The 18551-nt window shown below is 71.6% G+C and carries 17 protein-coding genes; 11 read left to right on the top strand and 6 right to left on the bottom strand.

All coding sequences use genetic code 11. From position 1 onward, the window contains the following. Positions 1-55 precede the first annotated feature (55 nt). Complete coding sequence (locus tag AB1285_RS10385; RefSeq protein WP_292793914.1) at positions 56-2044, top strand: primary-amine oxidase; 1989 nt, start codon at positions 56-58, stop codon at positions 2042-2044. A gap of 28 nt (positions 2045-2072) precedes the next feature. On the opposite strand, the gene AB1285_RS10390 is transcribed toward AB1285_RS10385, so the two are convergent. From AB1285_RS10390 to AB1285_RS10400, 3 genes are all read right to left on the bottom strand, one after another. Next, positions 2073-2735: an SDR family oxidoreductase gene (locus tag AB1285_RS10390; protein ID WP_292793911.1), complete on the bottom strand. Its 663-nt coding sequence runs from the start codon at positions 2733-2735 to the stop codon at positions 2073-2075. Between the two features lie 96 nt (positions 2736-2831). Beyond that, complete coding sequence (murQ, locus tag AB1285_RS10395) at positions 2832-3764, bottom strand: N-acetylmuramic acid 6-phosphate etherase (protein WP_366236422.1); 933 nt, start codon at positions 3762-3764, stop codon at positions 2832-2834. Next, entirely contained in the window at positions 3754-4644 is an 891-nt protein-coding gene (locus AB1285_RS10400) for an N-acetylglucosamine kinase (RefSeq protein ID WP_366236421.1), read from the bottom strand. Before AB1285_RS10400 ends, murQ begins: the two co-directional genes overlap by 11 nt. A 102-nt stretch (positions 4645-4746) precedes the next feature. On the opposite strand from AB1285_RS10400, the gene AB1285_RS10405 reads away from it, so the two are divergent. Further along, positions 4747-5604, top strand: a complete 858-nt coding sequence (locus AB1285_RS10405) for a MurR/RpiR family transcriptional regulator (protein ID WP_280566649.1) — start codon at positions 4747-4749, stop codon at positions 5602-5604. Positions 5605-5627: 23 nt separating this feature from the next. Here the strand turns inward: AB1285_RS10405 and AB1285_RS10410 are convergent, their stop codons facing one another. Further along, the gene (locus tag AB1285_RS10410; protein ID WP_370428284.1) at positions 5628-6770 is read right to left on the bottom strand and encodes a DUF998 domain-containing protein; all 1143 of its coding nucleotides are present in this window, start codon (positions 6768-6770) and stop codon (positions 5628-5630) included. A 105-nt stretch (positions 6771-6875) separates the two neighbouring features. On the opposite strand from AB1285_RS10410, the gene AB1285_RS10415 reads away from it, so the two are divergent. From AB1285_RS10415 to AB1285_RS10450, 8 genes are all read left to right on the top strand, one after another. Continuing rightward, positions 6876-7832: a helix-turn-helix domain-containing protein gene (locus AB1285_RS10415; protein ID WP_187663531.1), complete on the top strand. Its 957-nt coding sequence runs from the start codon at positions 6876-6878 to the stop codon at positions 7830-7832. A 578-nt stretch (positions 7833-8410) separates the two neighbouring features. After that, positions 8411-9199 (top strand): MoaF C-terminal domain-containing protein, encoded by a 789-nt coding sequence (locus tag AB1285_RS10420; protein ID WP_292794760.1) that lies wholly within the window; start codon positions 8411-8413, stop codon positions 9197-9199. 101 nt (positions 9200-9300) lie between these two features. Then, the gene (locus tag AB1285_RS10425) at positions 9301-9723 is read left to right on the top strand and encodes a nuclear transport factor 2 family protein (protein ID WP_292794758.1); all 423 of its coding nucleotides are present in this window, start codon (positions 9301-9303) and stop codon (positions 9721-9723) included. Between the two features lie 33 nt (positions 9724-9756). Next, positions 9757-10923, top strand: a complete 1167-nt coding sequence (locus AB1285_RS10430; RefSeq protein ID WP_292794756.1) for an ABC transporter substrate-binding protein — start codon at positions 9757-9759, stop codon at positions 10921-10923. A 189-nt stretch (positions 10924-11112) separates the two neighbouring features. Further along, on the top strand, positions 11113-11973 hold the full coding sequence (locus tag AB1285_RS10435) for an ABC transporter permease subunit (protein WP_370428285.1): 861 nt from the start codon (positions 11113-11115) through the stop codon (positions 11971-11973). Next, positions 11960-13732: an ABC transporter permease subunit gene (locus tag AB1285_RS10440; RefSeq protein WP_292795865.1), complete on the top strand. Its 1773-nt coding sequence runs from the start codon at positions 11960-11962 to the stop codon at positions 13730-13732. Before AB1285_RS10435 ends, AB1285_RS10440 begins: the two co-directional genes overlap by 14 nt. Next, positions 13729-14421: an ABC transporter ATP-binding protein gene (locus tag AB1285_RS10445; RefSeq protein WP_292795862.1), complete on the top strand. Its 693-nt coding sequence runs from the start codon at positions 13729-13731 to the stop codon at positions 14419-14421. Before AB1285_RS10440 ends, AB1285_RS10445 begins: the two co-directional genes overlap by 4 nt. Before the next feature lie 112 nt (positions 14422-14533). After that, positions 14534-15184 (top strand): HAD-IA family hydrolase, encoded by a 651-nt coding sequence (locus AB1285_RS10450; RefSeq protein WP_292795859.1) that lies wholly within the window; start codon positions 14534-14536, stop codon positions 15182-15184. Positions 15185-15223: 39 nt separating this feature from the next. Here the strand turns inward: AB1285_RS10450 and AB1285_RS10455 are convergent, their stop codons facing one another. Together AB1285_RS10455 and AB1285_RS10460 are read right to left on the bottom strand one after the other, a co-directional pair. Then, positions 15224-16039 (bottom strand): SDR family NAD(P)-dependent oxidoreductase, encoded by an 816-nt coding sequence (locus AB1285_RS10455; RefSeq protein WP_259952053.1) that lies wholly within the window; start codon positions 16037-16039, stop codon positions 15224-15226. Between the two features lie 53 nt (positions 16040-16092). After that, complete coding sequence (locus AB1285_RS10460) at positions 16093-16842, bottom strand: SDR family NAD(P)-dependent oxidoreductase (protein WP_370428286.1); 750 nt, start codon at positions 16840-16842, stop codon at positions 16093-16095. 243 nt (positions 16843-17085) lie between these two features. Between AB1285_RS10460 and AB1285_RS10465 the strand changes: the two genes are divergently transcribed. Beyond that, positions 17086-18540 carry an APC family permease gene (locus AB1285_RS10465; RefSeq protein ID WP_292794308.1) on the top strand — a complete coding sequence of 485 codons (1455 nt, stop codon included), beginning with the start codon at positions 17086-17088 and terminating at the stop codon, positions 18538-18540. Positions 18541-18551 lie beyond the last annotated feature (11 nt).

An 18551-nucleotide genomic window follows, 5' to 3' on the forward strand; every position in this document is an offset into this window, starting at 1 on the left:
TATCATCGTGCCAACCCGTTTCTTGAGCACTTGCTCGAAAATAGTGAGGTCAACGATGTCCCCGCACTCCCCCCAGCCCGTCTCCCTCGAGCCGATCGCCGTCCCGCACCCGCTCGACCCGCTCACCGGTGCCGAGATCGCCGCCGCCCGCGCCGTGCTCGACGCAGCCGGCCTGCTGACGGCGACCACCCGCGTGCCGATGGTGCTCCCCGACGAAGCCACGAAGGAGGAGCTCGCGGGCTGGCGTCCCGGCTCTCCCATCGACCGCCGTGTCGACGTGACGCTGCTCGACACCGCCACCGGCGTCGCGACCGAGCTGATCGTCTCGATCACCCGTGGCGAGGTCGTGCGGCAGGAGCGAGTGCCGAACGACGCCCCGCCGTACGGCCAGCCGCAGTACCTGTTCGAGGAGTACGAGCGGGCAGAGGCCATCGCCAAGGCATCCCCGGACTGGCAGGCGGCCATGCGGCGGCGGGGCCTGGCGGACCACATGGCCCTCGCCTTCTGCTCCCCCCTGGCCCCGGGCTACACCGGCCGGGCCGACGAGGTGGGCCGCCGCGTGATCCGGTCCCTCACCTTCCTCCGATACGACGAGCAGGATTCCCCGTGGGCCCACCCCGTCGAGGGGCTGATCGTGCACATCGACCTCACCACGGACAGCGTGATCCGCGTCGAGGACGAGGGCGACGTGCCGGTGCCCGCCGGGCACGGCAACTACTACCCGGAGGTGCAGGGCGCGGCACGGACGACGCTGCGGCCCATCGAGATCACCCAGCCGGACGGGCCGAGCTTCGCCGTGTCCGGATCGCTCGTCGAGTGGGAGGGCTGGTCCATGCGCGTGGGCTTCAACGCCCGCGAAGGCCTCGTCCTGCACGACGTGTCGTTCCAGGGGCGCTCCGTGCTGCACCGGGCGAGCGTGCCGGAGATGGTCGTGCCGTACGGTGACACCGCCCCCGGGCGCTTCTGGATCAGCTACTTCGACGCGGGCGAGTACCTCCTCGGCAAGAACGCCAACCACCTGGAGCTCGGCTGCGACTGCCTCGGCGTGATCCGGTATCTCGACGGCTACGTCGCCGACGACCACGGTCACCCGGTGCGCATCCCGAATGTGATCTGCATGCACGAGGAGGACTTCGGCATCCTCTGGAAGCACACCGACCTCTCGGGACGGTCCGACGTGCGGCGCTCACGGCGCTTCGTGGTCTCGTACTTCTCCACGATCGGCAACTACGACTACGGCTTCTACTGGAACTTCGGACTGGACGGCTCCATCGAGGTCGTCGCCAAGGCCACGGGCATCGTGTTCGCCGGCGCCGGGGAGCCGGGCGTCCGTCAGAAGCACGCCACCGAGCTCGCCCCCGGCGTCTTCGCCCCGGTCCACCAGCATCTGTTCTGCGCGCGGCTCGACGTGGCTATCGACGGCCAGGACAACCGCCTCGTGGAGGTCGACGCGCAGCGGGTGCCGATGGGGCCGGACAACCCGTTCGGCAACGCGTTCACCTGGTCGGAGACGGTGCTCGAGACCGAGCACGCCGCCCAGCGTGAGGCCGACTCCTCCGCCGCCCGGGTGTGGGAGGTGCAGAGCGCCTCGCGGACCAACCACGTCGGCCGCCCGACCGCCTACCACCTCGTCCCGGAGTCGACCGCCCTGCTGATGGCCGACCCCGCCTCCTCCGTCGCCGCGCGCGCGGCCTTCGCCACGAAGCACCTCTGGGCGACCCGGTACGAGCACGGGCAGATCTGGCCGGCCGGGCGCTACCCCAACGCGCACCAGGGCGGCGCCGGCCTCCCGGAGTACACGGCCGACGACCGCCGGATCGACGGCGAGGACATGGTGCTGTGGCACACCTTCGGGCTCACGCACTTCCCCCGCCCGGAGGACTGGCCGATCATGCCCGTGGATTACGCGGGATTCTGGTTCAAGCCCTACGGCTTCCTCGACCAGAACCCCGCCATGGACGTGCCGGAGTCCTCCCAGGCGCACGGCGGCGCGACGGCGACGGACTCCTGCTGCGGCGGCGACTCCTGCGCCTGCGGCCACTGAGCGCACCCGGGGACGCTCCGCCGCGCGATCAGTAGCGGGCGGAGAAGGCCCCGTCGGCGTGGAGGAGCTGACCGGAGATCCAGCGTCCCTCATCCGAGACGAGGAACGAGACGACCGCGGCGATGTCGCCCGGCGTGCCGAGGCGACCGAGCGGTGTCATCCCGGCGAGGCCGACGCGCGTCTCGTCGTCCATCCATCCGGTGTCGATGGGGCCGGGGTTCAGGACGTTGGCGGAGATGCCGCGCGGACCGAGCTCGCGCGCGGCGGAGATGACGAGCCGGTCGAGCGCGCCCTTGGAGGCCCCGTAGGGCAGGTTCCCGGTCACGTGATCGCTCGTGAGCGCCACGATCGCGCCACCCGTATCGGCCTGCCGGGCGAAGGCCGCGATGAGGAGCAGGCTCGCCCGCGCGTTCACGGCGACGTGCCGGTCGAAGCTCTCCGCCGTCGTGTCCAGCACGCCGGACTCGACGTCGTGCGCGTGGCTGAGGACGAGCGCGGAGATCGGGCCGTGCGCCTCCGCGACCTCGGCGATCAGGCGCTCCGGCCCGTCGGCGGTGGAGAGGTCGGCGGGGTGATCGGCGTCGTCGAGGTCGCTGGTGACGACGGTCCAGCCGTCGGCACGGAGCCGCGGGACGATACCCGCGGCGATGCTGTTCGCGCGCGCGGCGCCGGTGACGAGAGCGAGGGGCATGCCCTCACGCTAGCGGGCAGCCCGTCGCGGGTGCGAAAAGGTGCCCCGATCGCTCCCGTCAGGCGCGATTCTCATCCCTGCCGAGGGGAGAGCGGGTCAGGCGAGGGCGGCGATCGCGTCGCGGAGGATGCCGTCGGCCGCGGCCAGCGCCTCAGCGGCGGTCTCGGCGGAGGCGCCCGTCGCGAGCAGGAGCAGCGCGAGCTTGACGGAACCGTCCGCGGCCTGCAGCGCGGCGGACGCGGCGTCGACGTCCACATCCGCGAGCTGCGACACCGTGCGGATCGAGCGCGCGTGCAGCTTCTCGTTCGTGGCCAGCAGGTCGACCATGACCCCGCGGTACGTCTTGCCGAGCTTGATCATCGAGAGCGTCGTCAGCATGTTCACGACGAGCTTCTGCGCCGTGCCGGACTTCAGCCGCGTGGAGCCCGAGATGAACTCCGGCCCCGTGACGACCTCGATCGCGATGTCGGCCTCCGCGCCGATCGCCGACCCCGCGTTCGAGGCGATCGCCACCGTGAGGGCGCCGAGGCCCCGGGCGTACCGCAGCCCGCCGATGACGTAGGGCGTACGGCCGGATGCCGAGATGCCCACCACCGTGTCCCGCTCGGTGAGGTCGAGGTCGCGCAGGGCGAGGGCCGCGGCCTCATCATCGTCCTCCGCGTTCTCCACCGCCGAGCGGATGGCCGTCTCCCCGCCGGCGATGAGTCCGACCACCATCGACGGGTCGGTGCCGAAGGTGGGCGGGCACTCGCTCGCGTCGAGCACGCCGATGCGACCTGCCGTGCCCGCACCGATGTAGATGAGGCGACCGCCGCGTCGGAAGCGCTCCGTGATGCCGTCCACCGCCGCCGCGATCTCCGGCGTGCGACCGGCCACGGCCTCGGGCACGCGACGGTCCTCGGCGTTCATGCGCTCGACGAGCTCAGTGGTGCTCAGCAGGTCGAGATCGCCCCGCTCGGTGGACGAGGCCTCGGTGTCCAGGCCCGCGAGCTCGGCGAGAAGGGTGGTCAGACGGGGGTCATTCGGCACGGTGCACGAACCTTTCATGGGGGAGGTCGAGGCGACGGGTCAGCAGCAGGGCCCCGTCCATGGCGCCGCCTCGCGCGGGGACGACCCGACGGCCGCTCCCTTCGAGCGCGCGTGCGAGGGCGGCGCGGAATCCGTCGTGGTCGGTGAGGCCGCCGTGCAGTGCGACGTCCGCGGTCGGCCCGGCGGCCGCAGCGGTCGTCGCAGCGAGGAGCCGGACGGCCTCCTCGACGATCCCGCGGGCGACGGGGTCGTCGTCTGCGGCGGCGGCGAGCACGAGGGGCGCGAGGGTCGCGAGGCGGCGGGCGAGAGCTCCGTCGGCGGCGAGCCAGGCCTGCACGGCCGAGGGCGGGCCGACGGGGGCGGCGAGCGCCGTGGTGAGAGCGGTGGGCGCGGCCAGCCCGTCGTGGGCACGGAGCACGGCGCGCAACGCCTCGCGGCCGAGCCAGGATCCGCTGCCGAAGTCGCCCAGCTCGGGACCCCAGCCGTCGACCAGACGCGCACCGGAAGGGTCGACGCCCAGCGCCACGGCTCCGGTGCCGGCGATGAGCAGCACGCCGGCCGCGCCGTCGAGAGCGCCCGCATGGGCGGTGACCACGTCCGACGCCACGGCCACGCGCGCTCCGGTCCGTGCGGCGAGCGCGGCGGCGAGTTCCGCGGCCGCCTCCGGGGCGAACCAGGCGCCGGCCGCCCCCACGCCGAGCGTGTCGATGCGCTCGACACCGTCGAGCAGCGGGAGAATCGCGGTGAGCGCCGCCTCCACTCCGCCCGCCGCGGCGAGGCCCGGCGCTCCGATCCCGGAGCGCTCCCCGGCCGTCGCGCCGTGCACGACGAGGCGGCAGCGGGACTTGCCGAGGTCGACGGTGGCGGTCGTCTCGCTCATCGGCACTCCTCGGATCCGGCGGAAAGAAAGAAAAGCGACTACACAACACGTAGACTCGCTGAAAAGAATTTACCATCCCGTTCCGCCGTTCCGGAGGATACCGTGAGCATCCAGTCCACGATCGAAGCCGCCGCTGCGACCCTGCCCCCGTCGCTGGCGCGCGTCGCGGCCGCCGTGCGGGAGAACCCGACCCTCGTGATCGACAAGACGATCAGCGAGCTCGCCGAGGAGTGCCGCACCTCGGTCGCCTCCGTCGTGCGGTTCTGCCGCGCGATCGGCTTCACCGGATACGCGCCGCTGCGGATGGCCCTGGCCACCGAGCTCGGCAAGGAGGCCGCGCAGTTCTCCGCCCGCGGCGCCTACGGCTCGGAGATCTCCGACGAGGACTCTCTGGAGGAGGCGGTCTCCAAGCTCGCGGCCCTGGAGCTCCTCGCCATCGAGGAGACCGTCGGCCAGCTCGACTTCGCTGTGCTGGCGGCGGCTGTCGCGGCCATCGACGGCGCCGACCGGATCCTGCTCTACGGCATCGGCGCCAGTCAGTTCGTCGCGGAGGACCTCGCGCACAAGCTCCTCCGCGTCGGCCGCAACGCCCACGTCCTCGCCGACCCCCACGAGGCGATCGCCGCCGCGGTCCTGCCCGTCAGGACCACCGTCGCCATCGGGTTCTCGCACGCGGGGTCGACGATCGAGACGGTGCGGTTCCTCGAAGCCGCCGTCGCCAACGGTGCGACGACCGTCGCCGTCACCTCCGTGAAGGACTCCCCTCTCGCCCAGGTCGCCGACCACGCCCTGTTCACCGAGGTGCGCGAGTCGACCTTCCGTGCCGGGGCGATGGTGAGCCGGATCGCGCAGCTCGCCCTCGTGGACTGCCTGTTCATCGGCGTCGCCAAGCGGCGGTACGCCGAGACCGTCGACGCCCTGCAGCGCACGCGTCAGGCGACGCGCCTCCTCCGCGACTGACGTCGCCGCCGAGCGCCGGTGCGTCAGCGGACCGCGGCATCGGGAGCGGTCAGGGCGTCGGCCCGCGGCGCGTGACCGCCCATCGTCCCCGCCGTGCGCAGGAACACGATGATCCAGCTGAAGATCAGCACGGCCGCGATGAGCTCGACCGCCGTGAGGTTGTAGTAGCCGACAGCGAAGAACGCCCCGAGCAGCACGATGACCAGCACGTACGTCCAGCCGAGGCCGACGAAGACGCGCGGGATGCTGCGCACGAACCACGGCAGACCGACGACGACCACCGCGAACACCACCACCATGCCCGTCGCGACGGTGTTGTGCAGACCGAAGCACTCGTCGACGGGGAAGATCCCGACGCACGCGAGGAAGATGCCCATCAGGATGAGCCCGCCGCGCACGATGGTCCGGCCACGGCGGTCGACCGGGTCGTCGACAGGCAGCCCCGCCGTCGCATAGCGCGAGATGGTCGTCACCATGATCCCCGCGATGACGAGGGTCACGTTGAAGGCCACCGAGGCGCTGTTGCTGCTCATGCCCAGCGCCGACAGATTGTCGCGCCACCAGTGCACGTCACTGGAGGCCAGCATCGCCGCGAACGCCCCGACGACGAGGAACACCGCCAGGACCAGCGACAGCACGGTCGGCGTCAGAGCGACGGCGCTGAGGAAGGCGACGTAGCCCGTGAGCGCGAACGCCACGGCGACCAGGATCGCTCCGGGGAACGCGAAGACGGGGGCGTCCACGAAGCTCTGCTCCAGCAGCTGCGCGATCCCCAACCAGCCGAGGTAGGCGATCGCGGCGTGCGCGAAGGCGATGGCGGCGAGGTCGTACCAGCGCAGGCGGTCGCCGGGTACCGCGAATCCGTCCCTGGCGCGGGTGGGGTCGGGCTCCGGAACCCGCACAGCGAGCCGCCCCAGGGCGAAGGCGAGCGCCGCCGCGATCGCGCCGCCGTAGGCCGCGAACATACCGATCGAGCCGGTGCCGCTGATCGAGAGCTCCCGCCCCCAGAACACCGGCAACGCCCCGAGGAACCCGACGAGGAGGAACGCCGCACCGACGATCAGCGCCGTCGCCTCGAACACCGCGTCGGAGGTGGCGGGTCCGCGCACCTGGCGGAGCACCTGCCGGATCCGCTGCGTCACCGTCGACATCATCCCGCCGTTCACGGACCACATCCTAGACGGCACCCCCGCAGGATCGTCGCCGGTGGTAGCATCACGGAACGGATCGTATACAACGTCGTCGTTCCCACCAGCCCGAGGTGATCAGTCATGAACGGTGCCCTCACCACCCCCGCCGAATCGGTGTCCACGCTCGTCGCGCGCAACATCAGCGAGTTCCGCGCCGCCGTCTCCGAGTCGTTCGTCCCGCTGCAGGTGTCCACCGCGGGCGCCGACCAGTTCCGCGGCGTGATCCGCGGCGCCGCCGTCGACGAGGTGCACGTCAACGACATCCGCGCGACCTCGCACGTCGTCGAGCGCACCACCGAGCTCATCGCCCGCGGGGACCGCTCGTACTTCAAGGTGAGCCTGATGCTCGCCGGGACGGGCCTGCTCATCCAGGACGACCGCGAGGCCGTGCTGCAGCCCGGCGACCTCGCCGTCTACGACACCGATCGGCCGTACTCCCTCGTCTTCGACCAGGACTTCCGCACCATGGTCGTCATGTTCCCGAAGCACCTGATCAGCCTCCCGCCGGACATGATCGGGCAGCTCACGGCCGTCCGCATCTCGGGTCAGGAAGGGCTCGGCGGCATGGTCGTGCCGTACCTGACGCAGCTCGCCGGCAACCTCGATGAACTCGCCGGCACGACGGGAGCCCGGCTCGCGCACAGCGCCCTCGACCTCGTGACCACCGTCTTCACGCGGGAGCTCGGTCTCGACCAGGTCTCCGCCGACCCGCACCGTGCCCTCATGCAGCGGATCCGCTCGCACATCGACCGCAACCTCGCCTCCACGGACCTCGGACCGGCCTCCATCGCCGCCGCGCACTTCATCTCCACCCGCCACCTGCACGGACTGTTCCAGGAGCAGGGGGTGACCGTGTCGACGTGGATCCGCACCCGCCGCCTGGAGCAGTGCCGTCGCGACCTCCTCGACCCGATGCTCGCCGACCGCCCCGTCGCCGCCATCGCCGCCCGCTGGGGCTTCGTCGACGCGGCGCATTTCAGCCGCGCCTTCAAGACCGCCTTCGGCGTCTCCCCCAGCGAGTACCGCGCCACCCACTGACCCTGTTGTTCCCATTCTCCCCGTCGCGCGCGGGATTAAAACCGCCCCGCCAGCGCTCGCCCCGCGCTCGTTCCTGATCCCGCACCTCCACCCCCGCCCCTGTGCGGGATCAAGAACGCACCTCACTCCCGTCGGGCAGGGGCACTTTCGATCCCGCACCGACGAGCGGCACGCCGTGCGCGGGAGGACACGACTCCCGCGCCCCAGAGGGCACCGCGCCCGCGTGCGGGATCAGGAACGCACCCCACACGCGTCCGGCAGGGGCGGTTTCCGTCCCGCGCCGGGGCGGCCGCAGGCGGGACGCCCGTGCGGGATCAGGAAGGCACCCCACTCGCGTCCGGCAGGGGCGGTTTTGATCCCGCACGGGGGCCAGGGGCGGATCCAGGGACGGAACCGCGGGGACGGAGCTGCGCGGGGACGGGGCTTGCCCGGGAGGGCACGCCGGTTGACTCTCGGTGCGGGATGGACTCCGCGCGCTTGAGGGGTCCCCCGGTGCGGCCGGAGCATGAGGCAAGCGCATCGCGACGACGCGGTGCCCGGGGCGACGAGGCCCCGCCGTGTGCGACGTCAGGACCCTCATGACCGACATCTCCGCCGACCCCGCTCTGGACGAATGGCGCACGTACGACGAGTTCGCCGCGGGCATCGACACGTTCCGCCTGCCGAACACGATGCTCGCCGGAACCGCACTCACGCTCACCCTCGACGACGACACCACGCTCGCGCTGAGCTTCGACGAGGACTCCGTGGTCTGGGAGGGCCTGGGCTCCTCCGGTCGCGACCCGTACGACGCCGTCCGCGTCCGTGACGACGTCGTCTTCGTGAACATCCCCTTCGAGACCCGCGAGCGCGAAGCCCTCACCGTCGTGTTCTCCACCACGACCCACCGCGCCACCGTCATCCGCTCCCGCATCGCCGCCGAGGCCGTCGAGGGCACCCCGCAGGTGGGGCAGGACTTCTGGGCCGCGACCACTGACGCCGGACCCGCGACCGGCGAGGTCCCCGGTCCGAGCCGTGACCTCATCGGCAAGCGGAACATCTACCGCTACAGCCCCCACCACCTGTACGAGCACGTCTACGTCTCCAGCCAGCGCTACGCGTGGCAGTGCCTGGAGGGCGTCCAGCGCGGTCACGGCGACATGGACCTCTCCACGGTGTGGAAGTTCGCGGACGGCCTCTACCTGTTCTGCTTCCGCGAGTTCCGGATCGCGGTGGCGAGCGTCTGGCTCCACGACCTCGGCTACCAGCTCATGACGACGGGGATCTTCCTCGGACTCAACGGCGACGGCGAGTCGGAGCACTCCCGCGCCGGCGGACACATCTACCCGCTGGGCGCCGTCGCCTACCCCGACGCACAGCCCGCCTGACCCTTCGACCCTTCGACCCTTCGACCCTTCGACAGGCTCAGGGACCCAGACGGGCTCAGGGACCCAGACGGGCGCAGCGACCCACCACGGAAAGAGAGCACATGAGCAACGCAGACCTGATCCGCGACCACTACGCCGCCAACGACCGCGGCGACCTGGACGGCATGCTCGCGCCCTTCGCGGCCGACATCGAATGGACCGAGTCCGCCGGATTCCCCTACGCCGGAACGTACATCGGCCCGGACGCGGTCGCCGAGAACGTCTTCGGCCGCATCCAGGAGGAGTGGGACGACTACACCGTCGCGATCGACGAGGTCGTCGACGGCGGCGACGTCGTGGTCGGCATCGGCACCTACTCCGGCACCTACAAGCGCACCGGTCGGTTCTTCGCCGCCCGGGTGGCCCACGTCTGGCGCGTGGCGGGCGGCGAGATCGTCGCCTTCGAGCAGTTCACCGACACGGAGCTCGTGAACCGCGCCCTGCGCGCGCCGTCGACGAGCACCGACACCCAGCCTTCGAGCTGACAGCACGACCCGAACAGGAGAGGCAGGAAGCACATGAACAGACGAGCATCCGGCGCCGCGGCGATCATCGCCGTGGCCGCCCTCGCTCTCGCCGGCTGCGCCGGCGGCGACGGAGCCGGGGGCGACGGTGCCCCCATCGTCGTCGGCTCCGTGAACACGATCAGCGGCCCGGCGACGTTCCCGGAGGCCTCGCAGGCGGCTGCCGCCGTCTTCGACGCGTTCAACGAGGAGGGCGGCCTGGACGGCCGCACGATCGAGTACAAGATGCTCGACGACAAGGGCGACCCGGCCACGGCCACCGCCTCGGCGCGGGAGATCGTGGGCAGCGACGAAGCCGTCGCACTCGTGGGCTCCGCGAGCCTCATCGAGTGCGAGATCAACGCGAAATACTACGAGCAGGAGGGCATCCTCTCGGTGCCCGGCATCGGCGTCGACACGGGCTGCTTCGACAGCGAGAACATCTCGCCGGCCAACGTCGGTCCGTTCAACGACATGACCCTCACCCTGCAGTACGGCTCCGAGGTGCTCGGACTCGACGACATCTGCATCCTGCTGGAGATCGCCGGCTCCACTCGCCCGACCTACCAGGCCGCGATCGACAAATGGACCGAGATCACGGGCAAGGAGCCGAAGTACGTCGACGACACCGTGCCGTACGGCGCCTCCGACTACACGCCCTACATCGTCAAGGCGCGGGACCAGGGCTGCAAGGCCCTCGCGATCAACCCGGTCGAGCCCGACGCGATCGGACAGGTCAAGGCCGCGAACGCGCAGGGCTGGGACGACGTGACCTGGCTCTACCTCACGAGCGTCTACAGCGAGAACTTCGCCGACGCGATCGACGATGCGGGCGCCGGCATCTACGTTCCTGCCGAGTTCTACCCGTTCACGGACGACAGCGACATCAACGCGGACTGGCGGACGCTGATGGAGGAGAACGACATCCCCCTCACCTCGTTCAGCCAGGGTGGCTACCTCGCGGCGACGTACTTCATCGAGGTGCTGAAGAGCATCGACGGCGACATCACCCGGGAGAGCGTCTCCGAGGCGCTGAAGGGCATGGACCCGATCGAGAACCCGATGGTGGGCACGCCCTACGCCTTCGGCACGCAGAACACCGCGGGCTGGCCGATCATCCTGAAGTCGGGCACGAACGCCTGGGAAAAGGTCGCCGACGACTGGCTGCGGATCGGCGAATAGTCCCCGCGCTTCGACAGGCTCAGCGACCCACGCCGGGTCCCCGCGCTTCGACAGGCTCAGCGACCCACGCCGGGTCCCCGCGCTTCGACAGGCTCAGCGACCCACGCCGGGTCCCCGCGCTTCGACAGGCTCAGCGACCCACTCCGGGTCCCTGAGCCTGTCGAAGGCCCTCACCAGAAAGGACGCCTGATGCTCCAAGGCGCCATCGCCGGACTCGCCGCCGGCGGCCTCTACGCCGTCCTCGGCGTCTGCCTCACCCTCATGTCACGCCTCGTGCGCGTCGTGAACTTCGCCCAGGCCGCGACCGGCATGTTCGGCGCGTTCACCGCCGTGTGGTTCGTGCGCGAGATCGGACTGCCCATCTGGCTCGGCTCGATCCTCGGCGTCCTCGTCGCAGGCCTGCTCGCCGCGGCCATCGGCTTCATCGCCGCGACGTGGCTGTCGGAGACCTCGACGACGACCCGCTCCGCCATGACGGTCGGCCCGCTCCTGCTGCTCATCTCGCTGTCGTTCATCCTGTTCGGCAACAAGCCGCAGCCGTTCACCCCGATCATCGCCGGGCCCGCGTTCTCCTTCGGCGGCGTGGTCATCAGCCAGGTCACCGTCGCGACGGTGGCGATGGCCGTCGTCACCGCCGTCGCCGTCCGCATCGTGCTGCGCCGCACCAGGGTCGGCACCCAGCTGCGCGCGCTGTCGGAGCGGCCGACCACGGCGGAGCTGCTCGGCATCCGCTCCCGGCCGCTGTCGATCGCCGTCTGGTTCGTCACCGGGATCATCAGCGCCATCGCGATCATCATCGTCGCGCCCTCCCAGTCGAACGACGCCACGAGCCTGTCCATGCTCATCGTCCCCGCTGCGGCGGCCGCGCTCCTGGGCGGCTTCCGCCGGCTCGACCTCGCCGTCGTCGGCGGGCTGCTCCTCGGCGTCCTCGGCGGACTCGTCGCGCAGATCGACGAAGTGGCGCTCGTGCGCAACTTCCTGCCGTTCCTGTTCATCGTCGTCCTGCTGCTCTGGACGCAACGCAAGGAGGTGTGGGATGCCGCTCGCTGACCGCCCCTGGTTCCGGATCACCTGGCCGTTCGCCGTCGCCGTCGTCGGCATCGGCGTGGGCGCGCTCCTCAGCGCCGCCCTTCCCGGCTACTTCGTCTTCCTCGCGATCAGCGCCGTCACGGCCGCGATCGCGATCCTCGGCCTGGGCATCGTCACCGGATCGGCCGGGATGATCGCCCTGTGCCAGCTCACCTTCGCCGCGGTCGGGGCGTGGATCGTCTCCCTGCTGAACGTGATGCAGGCGCCCGGCGGCTTCCTCGTCTGGCTCGCGCTCGGCGGTGTAGCGGCCGGTCTCGTCGGCATCCTCGTCGGCCTCCCCGCCCTGCGGCTGCGTGGCGTGAACCTCGCCGTCGTGACGCTCGGATTCGCGGCCGCGGCGGACGTCACGCTCGTGCAGATCCAGTTCCCCGGCTCCGCGGACGGCATCGCGATCGAGCGGCCCGCGCTGTTCGGCAGTGACCGGGAGTTCTTCTTCCTCTCCATCGTCGTGCTCGCCGTCTGCGGCCTGGCGGTGTTCTTCCTGCAGCGCGGACGCTGGGGCGCCAGCTGGAAGGCCGTCGCATTCTCCGAGCGGGGCACGGCCGCGGCCGGGCAGAGCGTGCGCACCGCGAAGCTCACGGCGTTCGCGGTGTCGGCGGCCCTCGGCGGCGTCTCCGGCGGGCTGCTCGCCGGACAGGTGCAGCTCCCCTTCGCCTCGAGCTTCACACCACTGCAGTCCCTCGCCCTGTACGTGCTGGCGATCATGTCCGGCGCGCACCTCATCGACATGGCCATCTTCGGCGGACTGCTCTGGGTGCTCGTGCCGGAGCTGCTCAAGCGCTGGGGCGTGCCGCAGGACTGGGGCTTCGTGGTGTTCGGCGTGCTGGGCGTCCAGGCCCTCACGAGCGGCACGAACCTCGGCCAGGGCATCCGCAACCTCCTGTACCGGCGGGCCGACCGGCGCACGGCCACCGCGGAGCTCACGGCGCTCCCGCCGGACGCGGGAACCGATGCGACGGCGATCACCACGACCACGACGGCCACCGTCGACGAGGCCGCCCTCGACGGCGCCCCGGTGCTCACGGTCGACGGGCTGACCGTGCAGTTCGGGGCGCTCAAGGCCCTCGACGACGTCTCGTTCACCGTGCCCGCCGCCTCGATCATGGGGCTCATCGGTCCGAACGGTGCCGGGAAGTCGACCTTCGTCGACGCCATCAGCGGGTTCCTCCCCCAGCACGAGGGCCGCGTGCTCCTCGGCGACCGCGACCTCGCCGGGCTCTCCCCCACCCGGCGCGCCCGCCTCGGACTGCGACGGACCTTCCAGCAGGACCGCGTCCCGCCGGCGCTCACGGTGGGCGGCTATGTGCGCTTCGTGGCCCGGCGGCGCCTCGCCGCGGCGGACATCGACGAGGTCCTCGCGTTCTTCGGGTGCCCGCCGGCCCGGGCGCGCCTCTCGAGCGTCGACGTCGGCACCCGGCGGCTCGTGGAGGTCGCGGCGAACGTCGCCGCCCGCCCGCGCCTGCTCATCCTCGACGAACCCGCCGCCGGCCTCTCCCACGAGGAGCATCTGGCGCTCGCGGCTCGCCTCCGCGAGCTCCCCGGGCGCTACGGTGTGGCCCTCATCATCATCGAGCACGATCTGGACCTCGTCCGCTCGGTGTGCCCGACCCTCACGGTCCTCGACTTCGGCCGCGTCCTGGCGAGCGGCCCGCAGGCCGAGGTCCTCGCGAACCCCGACGTCGTCAAGGCGTACATGGGAGAGACGGAGCTGCTGAAATGAGCGAACTGGTGCTCGACGGGGTGACGGTGAGCCGCGGCGCCGGGCCGGTCATCTCGGACGTCTCGCTGCGGGTGACAGGCGGCGAGGTCCTGGCGCTGGTCGGCCCGAACGGCGCCGGCAAGACGAGTCTGATCGAGGCGGTGTCCGGCGTGACACCGCACTCGGCCGGGTCGATCCTCCTCGACGGGGAGCCGATCGACCGGCTCTCCCGGGTGACGCGAGCCCGGCGCGGCATCGTGCACATCGAGCAGGGGCGGGCCGTGTTCCCGTCGCTGACCGTGCGCGAGAACCTCTCCATCACGGCACGCACCGCCGGGGAGATCGAGGCCGTGCTGGCGCAGTTCCCGGAGCTCGAGAAGCGCATCGACTCCCCCACGGCGCTGCTGTCGGGTGGGGAGCAGCAGATGGTGGTGCTGGCACGGGCGTTCGCGGCGAAACCCCGGGTGCTGCTCATCGACGAGATGTCCCTGGGCCTCGCGCCGGTGGTGTTCTTGCGTCTGATGCCGATCGTGTCGTCGATCGCGGAGTCCGGGGTGGCGGTGCTGCTGGTGGAGCAGTTCACGCAGCTCGCGCTCGGTCTCGCGCAGGAGGCGGTGGTCGTCGCCGGCGGCCGCGTGTCGTTCCAGGGCGCCCCGCAGGCCCTCCAAGACGACCCCGCCCTCCTCCACCGCGCCTACCTGGGGGGCTGACTTCCCCGTCGACCCACCCCGTTGCGTTCCTCCCGGCCCCGTGCGTACGTGCGCAGGGGGCCGGGGCGCGCGAAAGGGGGTGGGTCGGCGGCGTGGGGGTTAGCCTGAGGGAGTGACCGAGATCCTCCACGCCCGCGCCGCCCTCCTCGACATGGACGGGACCCTCGTCGACTCGACCGCCGTCGTGGAGCGCCTCTGGCTCGCCTGGGCGGAGCCGCACGGGATCGATCCGAAGACCGTGCTCCGCACTGTCCACGGGCGGCAGGGACATCAGAGCATGGCGATCCTGCTCCCCGAGCGCGACCACGCGATCAACCTCCGCGAGAACGAGGTCATGCTCGCGACCGAGGCCTCCGACGTGGACGGTGTGATCGGCATCCCGGGTGCCGAGGACCTGCTCGCCGCGCTGCAGCCGTTCCCGCACGCCGTGGTCACCTCGGCCAACGTCGCCCTCATGACCGCGCGGATGGGCCAGGCCGGGCTCACGGTCCCCGGGCTCGCCGTCACGGCGGAGAACGTCTCCGCCTCGAAGCCCGATCCGGAGGGCTTCCTCCTCGCCGCCCGCACGCTCGGCATCGACCCCGCGGACTGCGTCGTGTTCGAGGACTCCGGCGCCGGGATCCAGGCCGCCCACGCCGCGGGCATGCGCGTGATCGGCATCGGCCCGCACGCCGCAGCCCACGCCCCGACCGCGCACGTCGACGACCTCACGCACGTCGCCGTGGTCGCGACCGACGACGGCTTCGAGCTCCGCATCGACTGAGGCGCGGGGCCGGAACCGCCGCTCGACCCTGACCCCGCGCTACATCCCGGCGTGGTCGAAGGCGATGGTCGGCACGTCGACCACGTGCGAACCGCCGTCCGCCACGATCACGGCGCCGGTGATGTACGACGACTCCCCCGACCCGAGGAAGCGGACGACCGAGGCGATCTCGGCGGGACGCGCGGGGCGGCGCAGCGGCACATCGGCGGTGACCGTCGCGTACCCCTCCTCCCGGGAGCCGAGGCCGGCATGCGCGGCGAACTCGTCCATCTCCTCGTCGGCCATCGGCGTCTGCACCCATCCGGGGCAGATCGCGTTGACGCGGACGCCGTGGCGCCCGTAGTCGCGCGCGAGCGTCCGCGTGAGGCCGATGAGCGCGTGCTTGCCGACCGTGTATCCGGCCACCGACGGCCCCGCGAAGAGTCCGGCCAGCGACGAGACGATCACCACCTGCCCCTTGGCCTCGATCAGCGCCGGCAGCGCCTCGCGTGCCATCACGAACGCGGTGGTGAGGTTGGCGCGGATCGCCGCGTCCCAGCTCGCGTCGTCGGTCTCGGCGACCGGCGAGAACCCGTGTCCCCCGGCGTTCGCGACGAGGACGTCGATCCGGCCGAACCGCGCGAGGATCTCGGCGATCGCGGCCTGCGCCGACGCGGTGTCCGCCGCATCGGCGACGACGGGCAGGGCTCCGACCGCGCGCTCGACCTCGTGCAGCGGCTCCGGCCTGCGGCCCACCACGACGACGTGCGCCCCCTCGGCCGCGAACCGCTCCGCGACCGCTGCGCCGATGCCCGTGCCGCCTCCGGTGATGACGACGACGCGTCCGGAGACGCTTGATCCGACCACGGTTGCCATGTGTGCTCCTGTGTGTTCTGCGCGCGTGCGCTGTGGGGCCGGACGCGGTCGCGTCAGGCGGGGAATCCCGACCGGGCGGTGTACCCGAAGTCGCTGAGGAGGGTGGTGCCGTTCACGGTCCGGCTCCGCGGGGAGAGGAGGTACGCCACGTGCCCGGCGACCTCGTCGGCGCTCTGCACGGGGAAGGCGGGGTCGGCGAAGGCCTCCGAACCGAGATCCCCGCGGCTCATCGGAGTGTCGACGATGGACGGTGCCACCGCGTTCACCCGCACCCCGGTGCCGGCGAGGTCGACCGAGAGCGCCCGCCCGAACTGCACGAGCGCCGCCTTCGATGCGGCGTAGGGAGCCATGCCCGGCGAGGCCACGACGGCCGAGTCGCTCGCGAGCAGCACGACGGACCCCGCGGCGGACTCCCGGAGGGCCGGGATCGCATGCTTGAGCACGAGGAACGCGCCGGTGACGTTGACGGCGAGGACGCGGTTCCACTCCTCCAGTGCGGTCTCCTCGATCGGCGTGCCGACCGGGCCCGAGATCCCGGCGCAGCAGACCACCGCATCGATACCGCCCAGCGCGCGGATACCGGCGTCGACCGCGGCGGCCACCTGCTGTTCGTCCGTGACGTCGGCGGCGAGCAGCACCGGATCGGCGCCGGCGACCGCGGCGGCGTCCCGGAGCGCAGCCGCGTCCCGGTCGAGCAGCGCGACCCGCACCCCTTCGCCGGCGAGCGCCCGGACGACGGCACGGCCGATGCCGCTGGCGGCCCCCGTGACGAGGGCCGTCGTGCCGTCGAGCTGCAGGTCCATCGCGTCCTCCGACCGCGGCCCGGCGCCGCGCGGCGCCGACGAGACAGCGGTGTCGTCCCGGTCATCCTGCTCCGCGGGGCGAAGGGGCCGCACGCCCACCGGCGGGGTGTGCGCGGTGGCACCATCGTCCTTCGCTCACGGTCAAGCGCCGGATCGAGGCGGCGAGCAGACTCGCTCTATCGACGATTCCCCTCGTCGTCGATGCCGTGTCCGCACGGCCGTCACCCGAGCAAAGGAGCCGACGTGGCAGAGCAGATCTCCGCACCCACGACGCCGCACCACACCTCCCTCCGCCCCGGCGCCCTCGGCGTCGCCGGCATCGTCTTCCTCGTCCTGGCCGCCGTCGCGCCGCTGACCGGGATCGTCGTCGTCGCCTCCCTCGCCATCGCCCTGGGCAACGGCGGCGGCACCCCGATGTCGTTCTTCCTCGTCGCAGCGATCCTGCTGCTGTTCGCGATCGGCTACGCCCAGATGTCGAAGCAGCTCGTGAACGCGGGAGGCTTCTACGCCTTCGTCGTGAAGGGCCTCGGCCGCACCGGCGGACTCGTCGCGGGCCTCATCGCGACGCTCGGCTACAACTTCTTCGTCGTCGGCACGATCGGCACCAGCGGCTTCTTCATGCAGACGATCATCCGCGACCTCACCGGTCTCGACGTGCACTGGCTCGTCTGGGGCCTGCTGTCGATCGTCGTCTGCTTCGTCCTCGCCCGGATCGGCGTCGACTTCAGCTCGAAGATCCTCGGCGTGTGCCTCGTGCTCGAGGTGCTCATGCTCGTCGTGTTCGACGTCTCCGTCCTCGTGCAGACGGGGTACGACGTCGCCGCGTTCAGCCCGGAGGCCGTGTTCTCCGGCTCGCTGCCCATCGGCCTGCTGCTCGCGGCGACCGGCTTCCTCGGGTTCGAGGCCACTGCGCTCTTCAGCGAGGAGGCCAAGCAGCCGCTGCGCACGATCCCGCGGGCGACCTACACCTCGATCATCGCGATCGGCGTGATCCTCGGCGTCACGACCTGGGCCGTGGTGAGCGCGACCGGCGTCGCGCAGGCGCAGGCCACGGCGCTGGAGCACCTGCCCACGGGCGACCTCATCTTCTCGCTCTCGCAGCAGTACCTGGGCGGTCCGCTCACGACCGTGATGATGGTGCTGCTCCTGGTGAGCCTGTTCGCGGCGATGCTCGCGTTCCACAACTCGGCCACCCGCTACCTGTACTCGCTGGGTCGCGCGAAGATCCTCCCCCAGGCCCTCGCTCGCACCCGCCCGAACGGTGCCCCGCAGCTCGCGGGCATCGTGCAGGCCAGCTTCGCAGCGATCGTGGCGATCCTGTTCGCCCTCGCCGGCGCCGACCCCATCGTCACGCTCGTGCCCGCGATGCTCGGCTTCGGCACCCTCAGCGTGCTGATCCTGCAGGGGCTCGCGGCGATCTCGATCGTCGTGTACTTCCGGCGCCGGAACGACCCGCGGTGGTGGAGCACGTTCATCGCGCCGGGCATCGGCTTCCTCGGCATCGCGGCCATCTCGATCCTGGCGATCGTGAACTTCAACATCGTGGCCGGCTCCGAGGAGCTCGCGATCCGCCTGATGCCGCTCCTGCTCGTGCTCGCGCTGATCGGCGGCATCGTCTACGCCGCCTACCTCCGCCGCGCCAAGCCCGCCGTCTACGACGGCCTCGCCACCGACCTGGAGCGGTTCAGCGACCGCTGACGCCCGCGCCG

Source organism: Microbacterium sp. NRRL B-14842 (assembly GCF_050470785.1).

Excerpts from the sequence above, each read along its gene's own strand:
- AB1285_RS10460 (WP_370428286.1), bottom strand. The coding sequence starts at position 16,842 with ATGGACCTGCAGCTCGACGGCACGACGGCCCTCGTCACGGGGGCCGCC.
- AB1285_RS10430 (WP_292794756.1), top strand. The coding sequence starts at position 9,757 with ATGAACAGACGAGCATCCGGCGCCGCGGCGATCATCGCCGTGGCCGCC.
- AB1285_RS10435 (WP_370428285.1), top strand. The coding sequence starts at position 11,113 with ATGCTCCAAGGCGCCATCGCCGGACTCGCCGCCGGCGGCCTCTACGCC.
- AB1285_RS10420 (WP_292794760.1), top strand. The coding sequence starts at position 8,411 with ATGACCGACATCTCCGCCGACCCCGCTCTGGACGAATGGCGCACGTAC.
- AB1285_RS10400 (WP_366236421.1), bottom strand. The coding sequence starts at position 4,644 with ATGAGCGAGACGACCGCCACCGTCGACCTCGGCAAGTCCCGCTGCCGC.
- AB1285_RS10440 (WP_292795865.1), top strand. The coding sequence starts at position 11,960 with ATGCCGCTCGCTGACCGCCCCTGGTTCCGGATCACCTGGCCGTTCGCC.
- AB1285_RS10425 (WP_292794758.1), top strand. The coding sequence starts at position 9,301 with ATGAGCAACGCAGACCTGATCCGCGACCACTACGCCGCCAACGACCGC.
- AB1285_RS10390 (WP_292793911.1), bottom strand. The coding sequence starts at position 2,735 with ATGCCCCTCGCTCTCGTCACCGGCGCCGCGCGCGCGAACAGCATCGCC.
- AB1285_RS10415 (WP_187663531.1), top strand. The coding sequence starts at position 6,876 with ATGAACGGTGCCCTCACCACCCCCGCCGAATCGGTGTCCACGCTCGTC.
- AB1285_RS10455 (WP_259952053.1), bottom strand. The coding sequence starts at position 16,039 with ATGGCAACCGTGGTCGGATCAAGCGTCTCCGGACGCGTCGTCGTCATC.
- AB1285_RS10445 (WP_292795862.1), top strand. The coding sequence starts at position 13,729 with ATGAGCGAACTGGTGCTCGACGGGGTGACGGTGAGCCGCGGCGCCGGG.
- AB1285_RS10385 (WP_292793914.1), top strand. The coding sequence starts at position 56 with ATGTCCCCGCACTCCCCCCAGCCCGTCTCCCTCGAGCCGATCGCCGTC.